Source organism: Advenella kashmirensis W13003 (genome assembly GCF_000506985.1).
In the GTDB taxonomy this organism is placed as follows: Bacteria; Pseudomonadota; Gammaproteobacteria; order Burkholderiales; family Burkholderiaceae_B; genus Advenella; species Advenella kashmirensis_A.
The window spans coordinates 596,212-612,818 of the sequence record NZ_KI650980.1; the positions used below are offsets into that span (position 1 = coordinate 596,212).

Consider the following 16,607-nt stretch of genomic DNA (forward strand, 5'->3'; position numbering starts at 1 on the left):
TCAGTTGAACAGTTCCCTGGCATACATGGCAATGGATTTGCTGATAGTAACGCGCGGGTTCTGATTTGACCATATCATGCCGATTTTTCTGATCTGAGTTCGACCGGGCAGCGGCACCTTTCTGATACTTTTGCCCAGGCTTTCCAGTGAAAACGAGTCGGGCACCAGCGCCACGCCAACGCCGCGCGCCACCAGAGAGGCAATGGTCAGCAGGCTGTCGATTTCCAGCCGTTGGTTGGGCACAATGCGGTTATCTTTGAGATAACGATCCACCAGTTGCCCGCTGTATGAGCTTCGGGCGTAGCGGATAAAGGGTTCGGTTCGCAAAAGATCATGGGCGTGTTTGGTTGCACACCCGGGCGGCACAATCAGCGTCAGGGGTTCGTCCTGGATTTTCAGCCACGAGCAATTTTTATAAATGGCAAATTGCGGCTCAATGACCAATGCAATATCCAGCACGCCAGTATGTACCTGCTGACACAGTTCGACTGAAGGGGCATACGAAACGAAGACGCTCAGCTCCGGGTGCTGTTCATAGGTTTTTTCCAGCAGCCGCGGCAGATGGGTAGTGAGGCCTGAAAAAAAAGAACCCAGTCGTAGCTCGCCCAGCACATTGCCGCTCTTTATCATGGCGGTCATATCCCGTGAATCCTGGATCATCTGGCGTGCCTTATCGCTGATCAACAGACCGTGCTCGGTCGGTCTGACGGTATGGCCGGAACGTCGGATCAGCGGCTGACCCAACTCCTCCTCCAGCGCGCGGATCCGGGCCGAAACGGCGCCAGGCGTAATGCCCAGATAGCGCGCCGCGTCGGAAATTGATGCGCAATCGAGCGTCTTGATAAAGGTTTCCAGATAATTGGTATCCATCCTGTTTGTTCCCTGGCGAAAACGGTTGTTACCATAAATGCAATATTTTTGCTTTTTCAAAGTAAAAATATTGATCAATATCAGCGATTCTAACCCCTAAAATCACCTGAACTTTAATCTGGAGACACGATATGGTAGAAATTAAAATCCGTACCCGCCGTCGCGCTGTAGAGGCCGCGCTGGTCAAATCATTTGCCGATATTCCCGTTGCCAATATCAGCGATGTCATGCTTCGATTGACTGCCGGAGGTCCATCGTTGCGTCCGATGCATGCGGGCGGGGTAATGGCCGGACCTGCACTGACCGTGAAATCGCGACCCGGCGACAACCTGTTTGTACACAAGGCAATTGAGATGGCGGCGCCAGGTGACGTGATCGTGGTCGATACGGGCGGGGATACGACAAATGCCATTATCGGCGAGTTGATGGTTCGCACCGCCAGTCGCAAGGGAATTGCCGGTTTCGTGATCAACGGCGCGATCCGGGATATCGATACAATCAGCCAAGGCAATTTTCCCGTCTATGCGGCGGGCGTCACGCACCGAGGGCCGTACAAGAATGGCCCCGGGGAAATCAACACGACGATCAGTCTTGACGGAATGGTGATCGAGCCGGGCGATCTGATTATCGGAGACGCCGACGGATTGCTTTGCGTACCTTTTGACGAGGCTGGCGATATTCTCAAATGGGCGAGTGAAAAAAATGCATTGGAAGCCAGCATCATTCGTGATATCGATAGCGATCGCCTGGACGTAAGCTGGATTGACATCGAATTGGCCAAACTAGGCTACGACCCAAAAAAAGCCGACTGACCAGGGACTGATATGAGCGAAAAGGTATGTGTTGTCCGCACGAATTTGTGGATCGATCCGGTATTCGATCAATTGATGACAGCGCACGACAACGTCGAACTGAAAATCATTGATGTACAGGCACCGCCTTCGGAGTGGCACCGCACATTGAGCCAGGCACATTATTATCACGTTTCGGCGGCCAAAGACGAATTGCCCAAGGGCTTATTCGTGACCGAAGCATTGCTGGAACAATGTCCGAAACTGCAAGCCGTGTCATCGTCCGGTGCTGGCTATGACACGATTGATGTGAGTGCGTGCAAGGCACGCAATATCACTGTGGTCAATCAGGCCGGCGGTAACGCCAATTCAGTGGCCGAAATGGCATTAGGTCTGGTGTTGGCCGTGTCTCGCCGCATCGTGGAGTCTGACCGTGTTCTGGTGGCGCAGCAGGCGAGCAGTCGCGAAGCGTTGATGGGTCATGAAGTCGCGGGCAAAACACTGGGGCTGGTCGGTATCGGCCACATTGGTACGCGCTTTGCACACATCGCTGCAGCACTGGGGATGAAAGTGCTGGCTTATGATCCGTATCTGACCGATCAGGACATCCTGTTGAGGCAGGCAAAGCCTGTATCGCTGGCTGTCCTGCTGGCTGAGTGTGACATTATCTCCTTGCATTGTCCGCTCAATCAGGACACGCGTGAACTGTTCAATGCCGATGCGTTCGGCGCCATGAAAAACGGCGCCATATTTGTCTCAACTGCTCGCGGCGGCATTCATAACGAAGACGATCTGTATGCGTCGCTGCAAAGTGGCCATCTGGCCGGGGCGGGGCTGGATGTCTGGACACAGGAACCGCCTGGGCCCGACAATCGACTGCTGGGCCACCCGAATGTGGTGTCCACTTTCCATACGGCAGGCGTATCTCATGAAGGTCGTCATAATGTTGCGAAAATGGCGGCCCAGCAGATATTGCTGATGGTCGACGGCAAACCCCCGCTACATGTTGTGCAATCCTAGCAGCAAGTCATACGGGATGCCTGGATTGCCAATGTGCGAACAGACATTCCATTCTTACTAAAAAACGGAGACAATCCATGAAATATACATTTACGCGGGTGCTGGCGGTTGCAGCGCTGACAGTGGGCGCTGTTCAGGCCAATGCCCAATATCCCGAACATGCCATCAGCATGGTCGTTTCGTACGCACCCGGTGGCGGGACCGATCTGGTAGCGCGTGCCATCGCCCCGTATATCCAAAAATATCTCGGTGATGGAGCCAATATCGTAGTGCTGAATCGGCCGGGTGCCGGTGGCGCCATCGGATTTTCGGAAATCAAACGGGCCAAGCCCGACGGCTATACCATCGGCTTTGTCAATACGCCCAATATGCTGACCATTCCCCTCGAACGCAAGGCCAATTATCACTGGAGCGATTTTGACCTGATCGGCAATCTGATCGATGATCCGGACGGTTTCGCCGTTAGTGGCAAGGGCGATATCAAAACCCTGAAGGATCTGGAAAAGTATGCCAAAGAGAATCCAGGCAAAGTGACGGTCGGCACGACCGGGGTTGGGTCCGATGATCATCTGGCCATGATGAAATTTGAAAAACTGACCGGAACACAATTGAACCATGTTCCGTTCAAGGGAGCAGGAGAGGTACGTAATGCCATTCAAAGCGGGCAGATCATGCTGGCGGCCATGAATGTGGGTGAAGTCCTGGCTTACCAAAAAGGCGGAACCGATATTCGGCTATTGGGTTCAATGAGCCAGGAACGCAGTACGTTGGCGCCTGATGTGCCGACATTCAAGGAACAGGGTTATGATGTCATCATGGCTTCATTACGGGGCATTGCCGCACCCAAAGGGTTGCCGGACGATATTGCCGGCAAACTTCGCGTCGCAGTGCAGAAGGCGTCAGCCGATCCCGAGTTCATCGAGAAAGCGAAAACCATGTTCGTTCCCTTACGCTATATGGACAGCAAAACCTATCACGCTGAACTGCAGGAAGCCGAAAGCGAGTTCAAGGACCTTTGGCAGCAAAGTCCCTGGTCAGAAAAAGCCCAATAAAGAGTAAGGACACCAGTCACATATGGCACGAACAGATCAGGCGCTCAGTCTGGATGACTTTGAAGCGTTGGCGCAACGACATTTACCCCGTCCCGTTTTCGAATATATACGGGGTGGGGTGGAAACCAACGCGTCTGTCGACGATAACAGGCAGGCTTTTCAGGATTTTGCGTTTATCCCCAGAGCACTGGTGGACGTCTCAACGATCGATACAAGCCTGTCGCTGTTCGGCAACCCATATCGCTCTCCGGTCGGGATCGCGCCGATGGGGCTCAGTGCGCTGTCTGCCTATCGCGGGGATATCGTGCAGGCGCAAGCCGCTTCTGCTGCTGGCATTCCCATGATAATGAGCGGCTCGTCCCTGATTCGCATGGAAGAGGTGGCGGCCGTCGCGCCGGCAACGTGGTTTCAGGCCTATCTGCCGGGCAACACGCAGGAGATTGAGAAGCTGGTTGCACGGGTTGCACACGCCGGATTCGGTACATTGGTAATTACGGTAGATACGCCGGTTGCGGCCAATCGCGAAAATAATATCCGCGCCGGGTTTTCTACGCCGCTGCGCCCCTCGCTGCGTTTACTGTTCGATGGCATCACGCATCCACGCTGGGTTTGCAGCACGTTCCTGAAGACCTGTCTTAAACATGGCATGCCGCATTTTGAAAACAACTATGCTACGCGTGGCGCCCCGATTTTGTCGAAAAACGTGTTGCGTGATTATTCCGATCGCGGACACATCAGCTGGGACCATTTGCGTGCGATCAGGGCACGCTGGCAGGGCAGGCTGGTGATCAAAGGCATTCTTAACGCAGAGGACGCCCACACAGCCATTTCCAACGGCGTTGATGGCCTGATCGTCTCCAATCACGGTGGACGTCAGCTGGACGGTAGCATTGCGCCCTTGCGTGTACTGCCCGAGATTGTGGATATTGCAGGAAACGTGCCCGTGATGCTCGACAGCGGAGTACGACGCGGCACCGATGTGATTAAGGCCCTGGCGCTGGGGGCAAAATGTGTATTTGTCGGTAGACCGTTCAATTATGCTGCGGCGGTGGGCGGGCGTATGGGCCTGGACAGGGCCATACAGTTAATTACAGCTGAAATATCCCGCGACCTGGGCCTGCTTGGCGTTCAACATATCGGCGCCTTGTCACAGGACCATATCCGAAAAAAATAAGAAACGGGCGTCCTTTGCATGCGTGCTACGTTGCAGGTTCATGTGAGCAGCTATGCCACAGAATCTGCAACGCGAATCGTCAATCGGCATCAGCCTGCAAACCGGTGTTCGGGCAGGCCACGAATACCCAGGCCCGTGATGGCAAATACACTGCCGCCCAGTACGCTATCCTTGGGAAAACGGGGGAGCGGGGGTTTTGACATGCAGGTCACATAAAGCACATCCAGATCAGGCCCGCCAAACATCACACTGGTGACATTTTTTACCGGCATGGGTATAGTGCGTTCCACCGAACCGTCAGGATTGTACCGAACAAGTATCCCTTCGTAGACCTGCGCATTCCACAAGCAGCCTTCCTCATCGACGGTCGAGCCGTCTGAAGATCGGAAGTGCTTGCCCTGAAGGGTCGTGAAAACGCGTTTGTTGGAAATATTCCCTGTCTTCTGATCATAGTCATAGGCCCAAATATCGCCGGACCAGGTATCCGAAAAATAGAAAATGCGACCATCCGGACTCCAGCATGGGCCATTGGAGACAATAATGTGATCGTCCAGCTTGCGCACAGACATATCGGTATCCAGACAATACAGGGCGCCGTTGGGGCCTTCTTCCAGCGTGTCCATACTGCCAAACACAAACCGCCCCTGCGCGTCCACCTTGCCATCGTTCAGGCGATTGTTCAGCAATTCGGGCTCGGGGTCCGTAATGAGCTGGATGCCTCCAGACTCGAAGTCCAGTGTATGCAGACCCCGAGCCAACGATACAATGGCACCACCGCCTTTGCGCAAAGCCATTGAGCCAATTTTCTGCGGTACCTGCCATGCGCGAAGTTCATTTCCCTGAGCGGTGGCACGAAAGACTCTGCCGTCCGCACTGTCTATCCAGTACAGGCGTTGCTCCTGCACATCCCATAATGGTCCTTCTCCCAGGGTTGTCTTGACATCCACCAACACTTCGATTTTCATACCAGTCTCCTGTTCATAAACGTTTTGTTGTTTTGTCTCCGTACACCACAGTCTTCAAGTCCCCTGCATCGCCTTGGGGTTACCTCGCCTTTTCCCGAAGCAGGGCGACTGCAGCAAGCAGGACAAAACCAAATAAAATAGGGCGTACTGCGTAAGGCAGACCGCTTCCGGCCAGCAGGATTTGCAGGGTTGTCAGCAGCAATACACCTGCCAGAATGCCCAAATAATGTCCGCGACCTCCCGTAATCAGACCGCCACCAACCACAATCACTGCGATGGATGGCAAAAGGTAATCATCTCCCATTCCAAGACTTGCCTGTCCTGAAAAACCCGTGAGCAGGACCCCAACAACTGCAGCGGATAGCGAGGACAATACATATACCAGGATGAGGATCCGACGGGTAGGCACACCAGACAGGTAGGCCGCATGCAAATTACTGCCCGTCGCATAAACATGCCGGCCAAAACGGGTCTTATTCAGCAGAAATACAGCCAGGATCACAAAAATGATCAATAGGAATATAACGGGTGTAATACCGGCGATCCGGGCGGTCATTAGCCAGCTGATGAGTGGCGACGGGTAGGCGCTGGGCGTGCCACCCGAATAGAGTAGGGCAATGCCTTGAAGTATGCCATTGCTGGCCAATGTCGCGACGATGGGGGAAATACCCAGGACGGCAACCATGATCCCGTTTGCAAATCCGATGAGAATACCAATGAACAAAATCAGCGGCAAAGCATAGATCAGCGCTTCATTTGTGCCCTGAGTCAGGCCGGTGAACAGTATGCCTGATAGCGCAATCGTCCATGGAAGGGACAAGTCAAGGCCGCCCGTAAACACGACGACCCCCTGGCCCAGGGCGAGGATTATAAGAAAGGTCGACAATACGAGCATGGAATTCCAGTATGACCATTCGAACACATTGCGGCCGAGAAAAATCTGGGTTGCGATCAACAGGACGATCAGGCCACAAAGTGCGGGCAGTGAAATACGCAAGTCTTTCTGGTGTTTGCGATTAAACGCAATATGGCTGTCCGGTGATGCTGACGCGCCGGCACACGCATCAATATATTTAGACTCCTGATTCAGCTGTGAAGCGAGCCGTCGCTGACGCATGGCTTGTATCCTGTGCCTGAGCAACCGGAGGAACTTTCTTAGTTCGGCTTCCTTGCCAAACCCGCTGATCATGACCGCCATAATCAGCACAACCCCCTGAGCAATGGTAGAGTAGTATGCCGAAATGTTAAACAGCAGCAGAATATTGACAATAAGCATGAGCACGAATGCACCGATGACGGAGCCTACCGGCCCGCCCTTGCCTCCGCCCAGACGGGTGCCGCCAATGACAATAGCCGCAAACACGGAAAGCAAAAGCGAATTGCCGACCAGCGGATCGCCCGCACCGGTTTGGGCGCTCAGAAAAAAACCAGCCAGCCCGTAGAAAGCACCGGCCAGTGTATAGGTCAATAAATAGCTGCGTGCAATCGGTATGCCGACAGCACGGGCGGCCTCTGCATTGCCACCGGTCGCATAGAGATGCAGGCCAAAAGGCGTTCTCTTGATCCAGGCCCACACCAGCAGGGAAAGCAGAATAAGAAATAGTGAAGCCGGGAATAATTCAGGCAGAATATCGCCCATCAAATAGGTTCCCAGGGACGACGGGACCGTTCCGCCCGGCGAATTCATGACTAGTAAGGTAATGCCCTGGATAATAAACATTGTTGATAAAGTAACAACAATGGGCTGAATGCGGGCATAGGCCACCAATACACCATTGACCAGCCCGCAGGCGGCACCCACCAGTATTGCCAGTCCGAAAGACAAGGCAAAGGCGGCTGGTGTGTTGTCGTCAATGTAGCCTGCCGCCAGAACGACGTTTACAAGTGAAATCACCGCGCCCACCGAGAGGTCAAAACCTCCGCTGAGTATTACCAGGGTCCCGCCAATGGCCGCCAGTGCCAATGTCGTTCCACCACTGGCCAGCAGAGAAATATCAAAATAGCTGAAGCCGGCGCTTGACGCAATAATGACAAGCAGCAATATCAACATCACGATAAAAGCAGCCATCAAGGTCCCATACCGATGAAAGACGGTATATTGAGCATTCATATCAGTGCACTCCCTCGTGTCTGGTATTTCCCATCGCAATGTCCATAATGCGAGTCTCGCTGATATCGTCGCCATCAACTGTATCTGTGATTTCCCCTTTGTACATGACATGAACCCGGTGACAGAGGTTGACCACCTCGGGGATTTCAGTCGAGTAAAACAGAACGGCGCCGCCCAGATTGGCGAAGTCGGCGATCAGTTCATACAATTCGTGCTTGGTGCCGACATCAATGCCGCGTGTAGGATCGAACAGCAACAGGATGCGGCTGCGTGCCAATAACCATTTGGCAATCACAATTTTCTGCTGGTTTCCGCCTGAAAAAGAGCCTGCATCCATCCAGAGCGCCCGCCGGTCCAGATCAATCCGCTTGAAAACAGTCGCGGCCAATTTTGCTTCTTTTTTTTCGTCGATCGCGCCCCACGCGCACAATTGCGAGAGTACCGGTAAGGACGTATTTTTCAGGCCGCTTTGATTAAGCAGCAAGCCCTCTGTTTTTCTGTCTTCTGGTACAAATCCGATACCAATATTCGGTCTGATGGCGTCGACCGGCGATAGCAGGGTGAGGGGATGTCCGTCAAGCAATAATGTTCCGGAATCCGGCTGTTCGATTCCAAAACACATTTGAAATACATCCAGCTGACCCATGCCTTGAAGCGCCGCGAGTCCGAGAATTTCGCCTTTTCTCAGATCGATGCTGATGTCTTTCAGTTTAGGCGAACATATGTTCTTCAAGCTTAATACGGACTGGGCAGCCGCAGGCTGTCGCTTTTTGGGAAACACCTGGGAGATGGAGCGGCCCATAATGGATTCGACCACTTCGGTATCAGAAAACGCATTTGCTGCACGGGTTTCGACATGACGACCATTGCGCAGGATAGAGAGATCATCGCAAAATTGACGTACCTCTTTCATGCGATGAGAAATGAATATTACCGTGACCCCCTGGGCTTTGAGCCTGCCGATAATATTGCCGAGCCAGTCTACATCGGCGGCCGTCAGCGTCGATGTAGGTTCGTCCAGCAGCAGTATCTGTGGTTTGCGAAATAATGCGCGGGCGATTTCGAGTTTTTGCTGTAATGCCAGATTGAAGCGATTGACCGGCAGATCCAGCGAAACCGGGAAATCCAGTGTCTCGAAATGGTGCTGCAATTGCTCGCGAAGCTGCTTGCGTCTGAACATGCCAATCGGGTCGGTTGACGAGTAAGGCAGCAACATATTATCGAATACCGACAGATCGGGCAGCAACGTCATTTCCTGAAACGCGGTCTGTATTCCTGCTTTCTGCGCCAGTGCGGGCGAAGCAAGGTGGATAGGACGGCCAAATATCTCAATCGAGCCTTTCGTTGGCGTGATCAGACCCGATAGCAATTTCACCGTGGTGGATTTTCCAGCACCGTTTTCTCCCAGCAAGGCATGGACCCGGCCACGGCTGACCGTCAGCGAAACGTCGCTCAAGGCGTTGACAGGACCATAGTTCTTTGAAATATCCGACAAACGTAATGCAATGGCAGACTCATTCATAAGTCGCGATTCCGGTATGAGTTTGGATCAAGCGCACGCAAGAGGCGCGCCTGATCCGGTTGACATTGTTTATTGCTGGGCGTCAGGCTCGGAATTGAGCGCTGCATTGATGCCCAGGCCTTCTGTTTGCTCGGAGTAAATGGATGCAAACCAGCCGGGTTTGCTGACCAGTTTGGGTGAAAAGACATTGCAGCCGTCTTTCAGGTCGGTCCAACTTCCGTCTTTACAAAGTTTGATTGTTTCATTTGTTACTTGTGGCAGGGGAAGCGTGATTTTTTCCGGAAAGGTTTTACCTTCAATTGCTTGTACGGCCAGTTTTAACGCCAGCGCGCCCGAATACGGAGGAGAGGCATAAGAAATTCTGGGAGCACCCAGGGGCCGGTAGCTTCCGTTCGCACCGTCTATTTTTGTATCGGCAGGCAGCATCTGCACGCGTCCGCCATTGGAGCCTTCACCTGCGCATGGAAGCAGATCCTTCGGATCCTTGCCAGCTTCCAGTTGCATCGAGTTTGCTGTATAGCAGCCAACCTGAAGCCAGAGTCCATCGATCTTGTCCCAACTTCTGACAGCCACAATTTTTGATAATTCGGTACGGGCGACTGCCTGATTCCACATGCCCGGTGTTTCTGCCACGACTTTCATTTCCGGATGTTTGGCAAATACCTGCTTAGCGGCTTCCGTCCGATACTTGTCAACCGACGTGCCCGGCACACCGGTCAGCATGACGACATTACCCTTGTAATTCATTTTTTTGGCCAGCCACTCTGCCGTCACACGACCCGCTTCATGCTGGTCGATCGCTACATTATGCGCGCATGACTCGGTCACTTCGCCGTCATAGGCAAACACCTTGACCCCCTTATTGCAGGCATTTTTAATGACACGATTCAAGGCAGTAGGGGAGATCGGGAAGACCACGATGGCCTTGGCGCCTGCCTGCACCATGGCATTAATCTGTTGAATTTGCTTTTGTGCGTTTTCTCCAGATACCTGGACTTGAAGATCGACCTTGTCCCTGAGCGCCGGTGTTTTGGCCATGGCCTTGACCATGTTGGCCGCTTCGGCCTGCCAGTCATTACCAATGAAACTCATGCTCAAATAGATTTTGTATTTCTCGGCAGCCTGTGCGTGGGAGGCAGGGCCGAAAGGGGTCATGGTAACGGCCAGCAGTGAAGCCAGCAGTATTGATTTTGGTTGCATCTTATGTCTCCGGTAAGATCCAATTTCAAATGAATAGAACAATCGTTGTTTTTAAATTTGCCCATTATTATCAGGCTATTGTATGATCTGTGATCACACTATGATGGCACGTTAGCACGACATTTATGCTACTGTCAATCATGAAAAAGGAAGCCATTTAATGATTAAAATGAGCAGCAAATTGAAAAAAGTAGACCGCAGCACGCTCTCGGATCGGGTGCATAACGAACTGAGTTCACTACTGATTTCAGGCCAGCTTTTGCCAGGACAAATGTTCAGTTTGCGCAGCCTGGCCGATACGCTTGGCACCAGCGCCATGCCCGTGCGGGAAGCGGTCGGCAGACTGGTGGCAGAGCGTGCACTGGAGATTCTTCCCAATCGTGCCATTCGTGTTCCGCTCATGACGGTCAGCCGATTTCTGGAATTGCGTACGATCCGTATTGAGCTCGAAGGGCTGGCGACGGCCCAGGCGGCCTTAAATCGCAACCAGCGACAATTAAACCGGATGCTGGATCTGCAGCGACTATTCGAAGAAGCACGCCAATCGAAAGAGCCGAACGGGCAGGTTGCTGTGAGGCTGAATAAAAACTTGCATTTTTGTGTATATGGAGCTGCAGGCATGCCGATCCTCTTCGATATGATTGAGGCACTCTGGCTGCAGATCGGACCAGTGCTCAATTATGATCTGGCTATCAACTCCGAGAGATTGATGAATCGCCAGGCACATATCCATCATAAAAATATGGTGCAGGGCATTAAAATGAAACGTCCGGAGCAGGCCGCCGCTGCACTGGTGCAGGACCTGATGAGCGCTAGCGAACTGATCATGGAAAAAAACGTCTTGTCGCCGGATTAATGTCGGTAATTTGATTGCGTTCGTTGCTCATGCCAGGCGATCTGTTTACAATCATTTTTATTCCAGACAGGCACTCGATATGCAGATCTTTCAATACGGCGACACCGAAATAAACTGGCTCAGCAAGCGTGACAAGCGCCTGGCCCAGGCTATCGAGCAGATCGGCAGGATCGAGCGTGCAACCATGCCCGATCTGTTTCCTGCTTTGATACGCTGTATTGTTGACCAGCAGATTTCAACCGCCGCGGCACGCACCGTTAATGCCCGTATTGTGCAATTATGCGACGGTCAGCTTACAGCCGATTCGCTGCTGGCAGCCGGGGCAGCGGATCTGCAGCGCTGTGGAACCAGTATGAAAAAAGTTCAATATATGCTGGGGGTAGCCGAGGCGGTGAAATCAGGGCAACTGGATCTGACGGCGATTGCGACCATGGATGACGCGCAGGTTATCCAAACGCTTACCGGGTTGAAGGGCATAGGTGTCTGGACGGCGGAAATGTTGATGATATTTTCTCTTGGCCGTCCCAACGTGCTCAGTTGGGGGGATCTTGCGATTCAGCGTGGCATCATGCGCCTGTATCGCCATAAAACCCTGCCGCGTGAGCGGTTTGAACGCTATCGGCGCCGCTATTCGCCGTATTGCAGCACGGCATCCCTGTATTTGTGGGCACTTTCCAAGTAAACGCGCTCATCTGAGTCTCCTTGGGCTTCGGTAAAATCCCTATATTGACGATCTCAAAATAAATCCTTTAATATAGTTAAACGTTTAACCTAGGTTGTTTTGCGGCGCGTCGGCGAACCTTTCATGCTTGTTGAATGAATCAGGCGATCCGTGCCGCATTTAATCATCACGAGGCAGGGACATGAAAAAAAAGCAGTTCGATTTCAACACGCTGAAAACAAAGTTATATACCGCAGTCCTGTCCGATGTACTGGACAGCATGGGATATCGCGATCAGGCCATGTTGCCGTTTATTCGGCCGCTGTCGGAAGAAAGTGTGATTTTTGGCAGTGCACGGACCGGTTATTTTATGAATACCTTTTCAGTCGCACCTGGCGAAAATCCCTACGAACATGAAATCGCGCTGATTGACGATCTGAAACCTGATGATGTTGTCGTGCTGGGGTGTGATGGTCCGACCACCCGGATCGCACCGTGGGGCGAATTGCTCAGCACGGCATCGCAGCATCGCGGTGCGGTGGGCTGTATTACCGACGGTCTGGTGCGCGATATCCGATATATCCGCAAGCTGAATTTTCCGGTATTTCATGGCGGGATCGGACCGCTGGACTCGCAGGGCAGGGGCAAGATGATGAACTACGATCTGCCTATCGAGTGTGGCGGAGTAACGGTGCATTGCAACGACCTCGTGTTTGCCGACGCCGATGGCGTCATTGTGATCCCCATCGATATTGCAGAGCAGGTAATCGAAAAATCGCTTGAAAAAGTAGAAAGTGAAAATCATACACGTGAAGAACTGGCTAACGGCCTGTTGCTGAACGATGTGTATCGAAAGTACGGTGTACTGTAGTTTTCTTCATAAGTCGCGGTTTTCTTTGACAGGATACCAACATGAAAGCGCAATTTTCCCGCCGACAATTTTTGACCACGATGGGCGCCGGCGCCATCATCACCACAGGCGGCATGCTGACCGGAATTCAAAGCGCGCAGGCGCAAGCGGCAGATGTACTTGCCGATATCAAAAAAAGGGGATTCATGCGGGTCGGCGCCTTCAGCGTGCCACCTGAGTCATGGGTAGATGTGGCTTCGGGAGAGTGGAAGGGCGTCGACGCCGATTTTACGCTGGCCATTGCCAAGCAGATCGGTGTGCAGGTCGACCCGATTATTCTGACCCATTCGGCCTTCGCGCCATCGCTGGATTCCCAGCGGGTCGATGTGATTGCCATGCTGTATCGGACACCGGAGCGTGAAAAAGTGGTGGCCTATAATGAACGGCCGACCTGGTATGGAATCGATGTTCTGGTGGCGCGCAAAAATGATTCCATCAAAAAGACGGCTGATCTGAAAGGCAAGGTCATCGGTACTGTGAGGGGCTCTGCCCAGGAGCTTGAAGCGGCGGCCATTCAAAAGAAATTCGCGACCGGCGATATCCGCAAGTACGATACAGCCGATCCCATGCTCATGGATTTGAAAGCAGGCCGGATTGATGGGGCCATTTGGTGGGGCTATACCTTCGATTATGCGCAACGCCAGAATCCGGACTATGATTTTGCGGTGCTGGAAGCACTGGCGCCGTCCTATCTGGGGAGTGATACGCTGCCGGCCAACTACTATGTATTTTCAAAAAACGGGACAGCCAATCTGATCAAGGCGTTCGATGACGGTATTGAAAAAATCATCGCGGCCGGTGACAGCAAAAAAATTCTCGCTAAATATGGCATGACCAACCCCTCGTACCTCACCGGAAAGTTCGGGTAGGAAGTCCTGCCGACCATTTCGGTTTTATCTGACGCAGGCTTTCAGGAATATCATGACGGATTATGTTGCGTTGATTGAAAAATATTTTCTGTACATTCTGCAGGGCGCCGTCATTACGGTGGAATTGACTGTCCTGGCGTTGATCCTGAGCGTCGTGATCGGGCTCACGGTGACGTTTACCTATATGTCGCGTGTTCGATGGCTCAAAAGAGTGGCAGCTGTTTATATCGAATTGGTGCGTGCCACGCCCGCTTTATTACAGCTATTTATCGTGTATTACGGGCTGACCAATATCGGTATCCGTTTCGATGCCTTTACCGCAGCGGTTCTGACCCTTGGTTTCATTGGCGGTGCCTATTCAGCTGAAATATTCCGTGCAGGCATTGAAGCCATTGATTTTGGTCAGGTGGAAGCATCGCGCTCACTGGGCATGACAGCTTTCCAGGCGATGAAACGGATTGTGCTGCCGCAGGCTTTTGTAATTACGCTGCCACCTCTGACCAATTTTGTCATTGCCATGATTAAAGACACCTCGCTGGCGTTGACCATTTCCGTGCCGGAAATCATGTACCGTTCTTATGATGCGGCCACTCAGTCCTATCGCAGTCTTGCCGTTTATATGATGGCCGGAGTTATCTATTTGGCTATTTGCATTCCGTTATCGCGCCTGGCTAAACGACTTGAGCGAAAAGGGGATGCGTCATGAGCAAGGAGATCGTCCGACTTGAGGATGTGCGCCTGTCATTCGGCAAGATCGAGGTGCTTAAGGGCATCAGCCTGTCGGTCCAGGAGGGCCAGAGTGTTACTCTGATCGGCCCGAGCGGCTCTGGCAAAAGTACATTGCTCCGATGTATCAATCGCCTGGCGGTCATCTCGTCCGGAGAGGTATTTTTTGATGGTCAACAGGTGACTGCCGCGACCAATATCAATCAGTTGCGCACCAAAATCGGCATGGTGTTTCAGCACTTCAATCTGTTCCCGCATATGACGGTCCTGGGTAATGTGATCGAAGCGCCTGTTCAGGTATTGAAATTGACGCCAGCGCAGGCGAAACAGGAAGCAATGTTGTTGTTGCAGCGTGTCGGGCTCGCGGACAAGGCTGACGCATTTCCGGCACAGCTATCGGGTGGTCAGAAACAGCGCGTAGCGATCGCGCGATGCCTGGCGATGAAGCCGCGTGTGCTGCTGCTGGATGAGATTACCTCGGCACTGGATCCCGAATTGGTCGGTGAAGTGCTGGCCGTGATTCGGGAACTGGCGCGCCAGGGCATGACCATGATTCTGGTCACACACGAAATGCAATTTGCGAAAGAGGTATCAGATAAAGTGATCTTCATGGATGGTGGGAAGATAGTCGAGCAGGGCACGCCCGATCAGATGTTTGTCAATCCGAAAAACGAAAGGCTGCGACGGTTTTTGCGAGCCGTGATCGAACAGGTCGCCGATTAGAAAGTATCTAGTATGCAAAAGAAACAATCAGGAATGAATCGTATGTAGAGAATCAGTCAGTCAACAATGTCGTGCCACTGACTGGCGTGACAGGCAGGGTGATTGAATCTGAGTCGAACCGGCCATGTTCCAGTCTTGCAAGCAGTGCTTTTCCTCCCGTTTCACCCAGTTCATAGGCAGGGGATCGTACTGATTCCAGTACCGGCCTGAGGAAGGCGTTTGTGTCAAATGCATTGAAACCGGTGATACCGATCTCCTCTGGTACCCGATAGCCGTTGTCGGTAAGATGCCGGTAGGCGACATAGGCCAGATGATCATTGGCGCCCACAACGGTGTCTGGCGTGCCATGCCTGGCGATGGCCGCTTCCAGTGAAAGCAGGGTGGACGATGGTTGATTTTCATCACTGGCAATAACATGATAATTGCACTTGTGTTTATCCAGCACCTTGCGCAATCCTTTCACACGGCTCTCGATTGCGTGCCAGGGCAGCTCCGGTGTGAGTATGAAAACGCGTTTCGGGTGGCGGGCTACCACCTTCATTGCCAGTACCTGTGCGCCGCCCAGGTCGTCCTGGTTCACAAAGCAGCAGTCTGTGATTGTCCGGCGAGGCTGTTCCTGAAAGACGACCATGGGATGGCCACTGGCACGCACCAGATCCAAATGCCGCCGCCTCTGGGTCGCAGTCCCCGAGAGCATCAGGCACATTGCCACGACAACAGATTCTTTCAATAGAAAGGACTGTTCCACCATTTCAGGTGAAATACCATGCAACAGCAGGCCATAGTTTTGCGCGCCCAGATAGTTGGACAGGCCCGCCACCAGCTGGGTGATATAGGGATCGGTCAAAAAAGTCGGTGAGTTATCGACGATGGCCATGCCGACAATATAGTTGCGTTGCGTGCGCAGTTCGCGACCCATTCTGTTGGGCCGGTAGTTCAATTCGTGAATAATGCGCTGGACCCGTGCAACGGTCTCCGCAGAAATGCCTTTATTGATACCGTTGACGACCTTGGACACTGTGGCGATGGAGACCCCGGCCTGTTGGGCAACTGTTCGTAGAGTAATAGGCTTCATGTTCAGCTCAATATCCAGATTGAAAAATTATAACGCACTCAACGTGCTGCTCATAGTCTGAATATTGACTTGCACCGGGCTTG

Annotated in this window: 16 protein-coding genes; 10 read left to right on the forward strand and 6 right to left on the reverse strand. The window is 52.7% G+C overall.

Annotated elements, in window-relative coordinates:
- Positions 1–870, reverse strand: coding sequence for a LysR family transcriptional regulator (locus tag W822_RS37570; protein ID WP_024005848.1), 870 nt, complete (start codon positions 868–870; stop codon positions 1–3).
- A 131-nt stretch (positions 871–1,001) separates the two neighbouring features.
- On the opposite strand from W822_RS37570, the gene W822_RS37575 reads away from it, so the two are divergent.
- The 4 genes from W822_RS37575 to W822_RS37590 all read left to right on the forward strand — a co-directional run bounded on the left by W822_RS37575 (position 1,002) and on the right by W822_RS37590 (position 4,907).
- Positions 1,002–1,682, forward strand: a complete 681-nt coding sequence (locus W822_RS37575; protein WP_024005849.1) for an RraA family protein — start codon at positions 1,002–1,004, stop codon at positions 1,680–1,682.
- 12 nt (positions 1,683–1,694) lie between these two features.
- Entirely contained in the window at positions 1,695–2,681 is a 987-nt protein-coding gene (locus tag W822_RS37580) for a hydroxyacid dehydrogenase (RefSeq protein WP_024005850.1), read from the forward strand.
- A 77-nt stretch (positions 2,682–2,758) separates the two neighbouring features.
- Positions 2,759–3,733, forward strand: a complete 975-nt coding sequence (locus tag W822_RS37585) for a tripartite tricarboxylate transporter substrate binding protein (protein WP_024005851.1) — start codon at positions 2,759–2,761, stop codon at positions 3,731–3,733.
- Positions 3,734–3,755: 22 nt separating this feature from the next.
- Positions 3,756–4,907 carry an alpha-hydroxy acid oxidase gene (locus W822_RS37590; RefSeq protein ID WP_024005852.1) on the forward strand — a complete coding sequence of 384 codons (1,152 nt, stop codon included), beginning with the start codon at positions 3,756–3,758 and terminating at the stop codon, positions 4,905–4,907.
- Between the two features lie 89 nt (positions 4,908–4,996).
- On the opposite strand, the gene W822_RS37595 is transcribed toward W822_RS37590, so the two are convergent.
- The 4 genes from W822_RS37595 to W822_RS37610 all read right to left on the reverse strand — a co-directional run bounded on the left by W822_RS37595 (position 4,997) and on the right by W822_RS37610 (position 10,704).
- Positions 4,997–5,872: an SMP-30/gluconolactonase/LRE family protein gene (locus W822_RS37595; RefSeq protein WP_024005853.1), complete on the reverse strand. Its 876-nt coding sequence runs from the start codon at positions 5,870–5,872 to the stop codon at positions 4,997–4,999.
- Positions 5,873–5,951: 79 nt separating this feature from the next.
- Positions 5,952–7,982 (reverse strand): ABC transporter permease, encoded by a 2,031-nt coding sequence (locus tag W822_RS37600; protein WP_034280403.1) that lies wholly within the window; start codon positions 7,980–7,982, stop codon positions 5,952–5,954.
- A gap of 1 nt (position 7,983) precedes the next feature.
- A complete protein-coding gene (locus tag W822_RS37605; protein ID WP_024005855.1) occupies positions 7,984–9,504 on the reverse strand; it encodes a sugar ABC transporter ATP-binding protein in 1,521 nt (506 codons plus the stop codon).
- Positions 9,505–9,573: 69 nt separating this feature from the next.
- On the reverse strand, positions 9,574–10,704 hold the full coding sequence (locus W822_RS37610) for a sugar ABC transporter substrate-binding protein (protein ID WP_024005856.1): 1,131 nt from the start codon (positions 10,702–10,704) through the stop codon (positions 9,574–9,576).
- A 169-nt stretch (positions 10,705–10,873) separates the two neighbouring features.
- Here W822_RS37610 and W822_RS37615 point away from each other — a divergent pair, with 169 nt between their 5' ends.
- The 6 genes from W822_RS37615 to W822_RS37640 all read left to right on the forward strand — a co-directional run bounded on the left by W822_RS37615 (position 10,874) and on the right by W822_RS37640 (position 15,449).
- Positions 10,874–11,560 carry a GntR family transcriptional regulator gene (locus W822_RS37615; RefSeq protein WP_253272299.1) on the forward strand — a complete coding sequence of 229 codons (687 nt, stop codon included), beginning with the start codon at positions 10,874–10,876 and terminating at the stop codon, positions 11,558–11,560.
- A 79-nt stretch (positions 11,561–11,639) separates the two neighbouring features.
- Positions 11,640–12,242 carry a DNA-3-methyladenine glycosylase family protein gene (locus tag W822_RS37620; RefSeq protein WP_024005858.1) on the forward strand — a complete coding sequence of 201 codons (603 nt, stop codon included), beginning with the start codon at positions 11,640–11,642 and terminating at the stop codon, positions 12,240–12,242.
- 181 nt (positions 12,243–12,423) lie between these two features.
- Positions 12,424–13,092 carry an RraA family protein gene (locus W822_RS37625; RefSeq protein WP_024005859.1) on the forward strand — a complete coding sequence of 223 codons (669 nt, stop codon included), beginning with the start codon at positions 12,424–12,426 and terminating at the stop codon, positions 13,090–13,092.
- 41 nt (positions 13,093–13,133) lie between these two features.
- Positions 13,134–14,000 (forward strand): substrate-binding periplasmic protein, encoded by an 867-nt coding sequence (locus W822_RS37630; protein ID WP_024005860.1) that lies wholly within the window; start codon positions 13,134–13,136, stop codon positions 13,998–14,000.
- A gap of 52 nt (positions 14,001–14,052) precedes the next feature.
- Complete coding sequence (locus tag W822_RS37635; protein ID WP_024005861.1) at positions 14,053–14,706, forward strand: amino acid ABC transporter permease; 654 nt, start codon at positions 14,053–14,055, stop codon at positions 14,704–14,706.
- On the forward strand, positions 14,703–15,449 hold the full coding sequence (locus W822_RS37640; RefSeq protein WP_024005862.1) for an amino acid ABC transporter ATP-binding protein: 747 nt from the start codon (positions 14,703–14,705) through the stop codon (positions 15,447–15,449). The genes W822_RS37635 and W822_RS37640 overlap by 4 nt, the downstream gene beginning before the upstream one ends.
- 52 nt (positions 15,450–15,501) lie before the next feature.
- Here W822_RS37640 and W822_RS37645 read toward each other — a convergent pair whose 3' ends face one another.
- The gene (locus tag W822_RS37645; RefSeq protein ID WP_024005863.1) at positions 15,502–16,524 is read right to left on the reverse strand and encodes a LacI family DNA-binding transcriptional regulator; all 1,023 of its coding nucleotides are present in this window, start codon (positions 16,522–16,524) and stop codon (positions 15,502–15,504) included.
- Between the last annotated feature and the right edge of the window lie 83 nt (positions 16,525–16,607).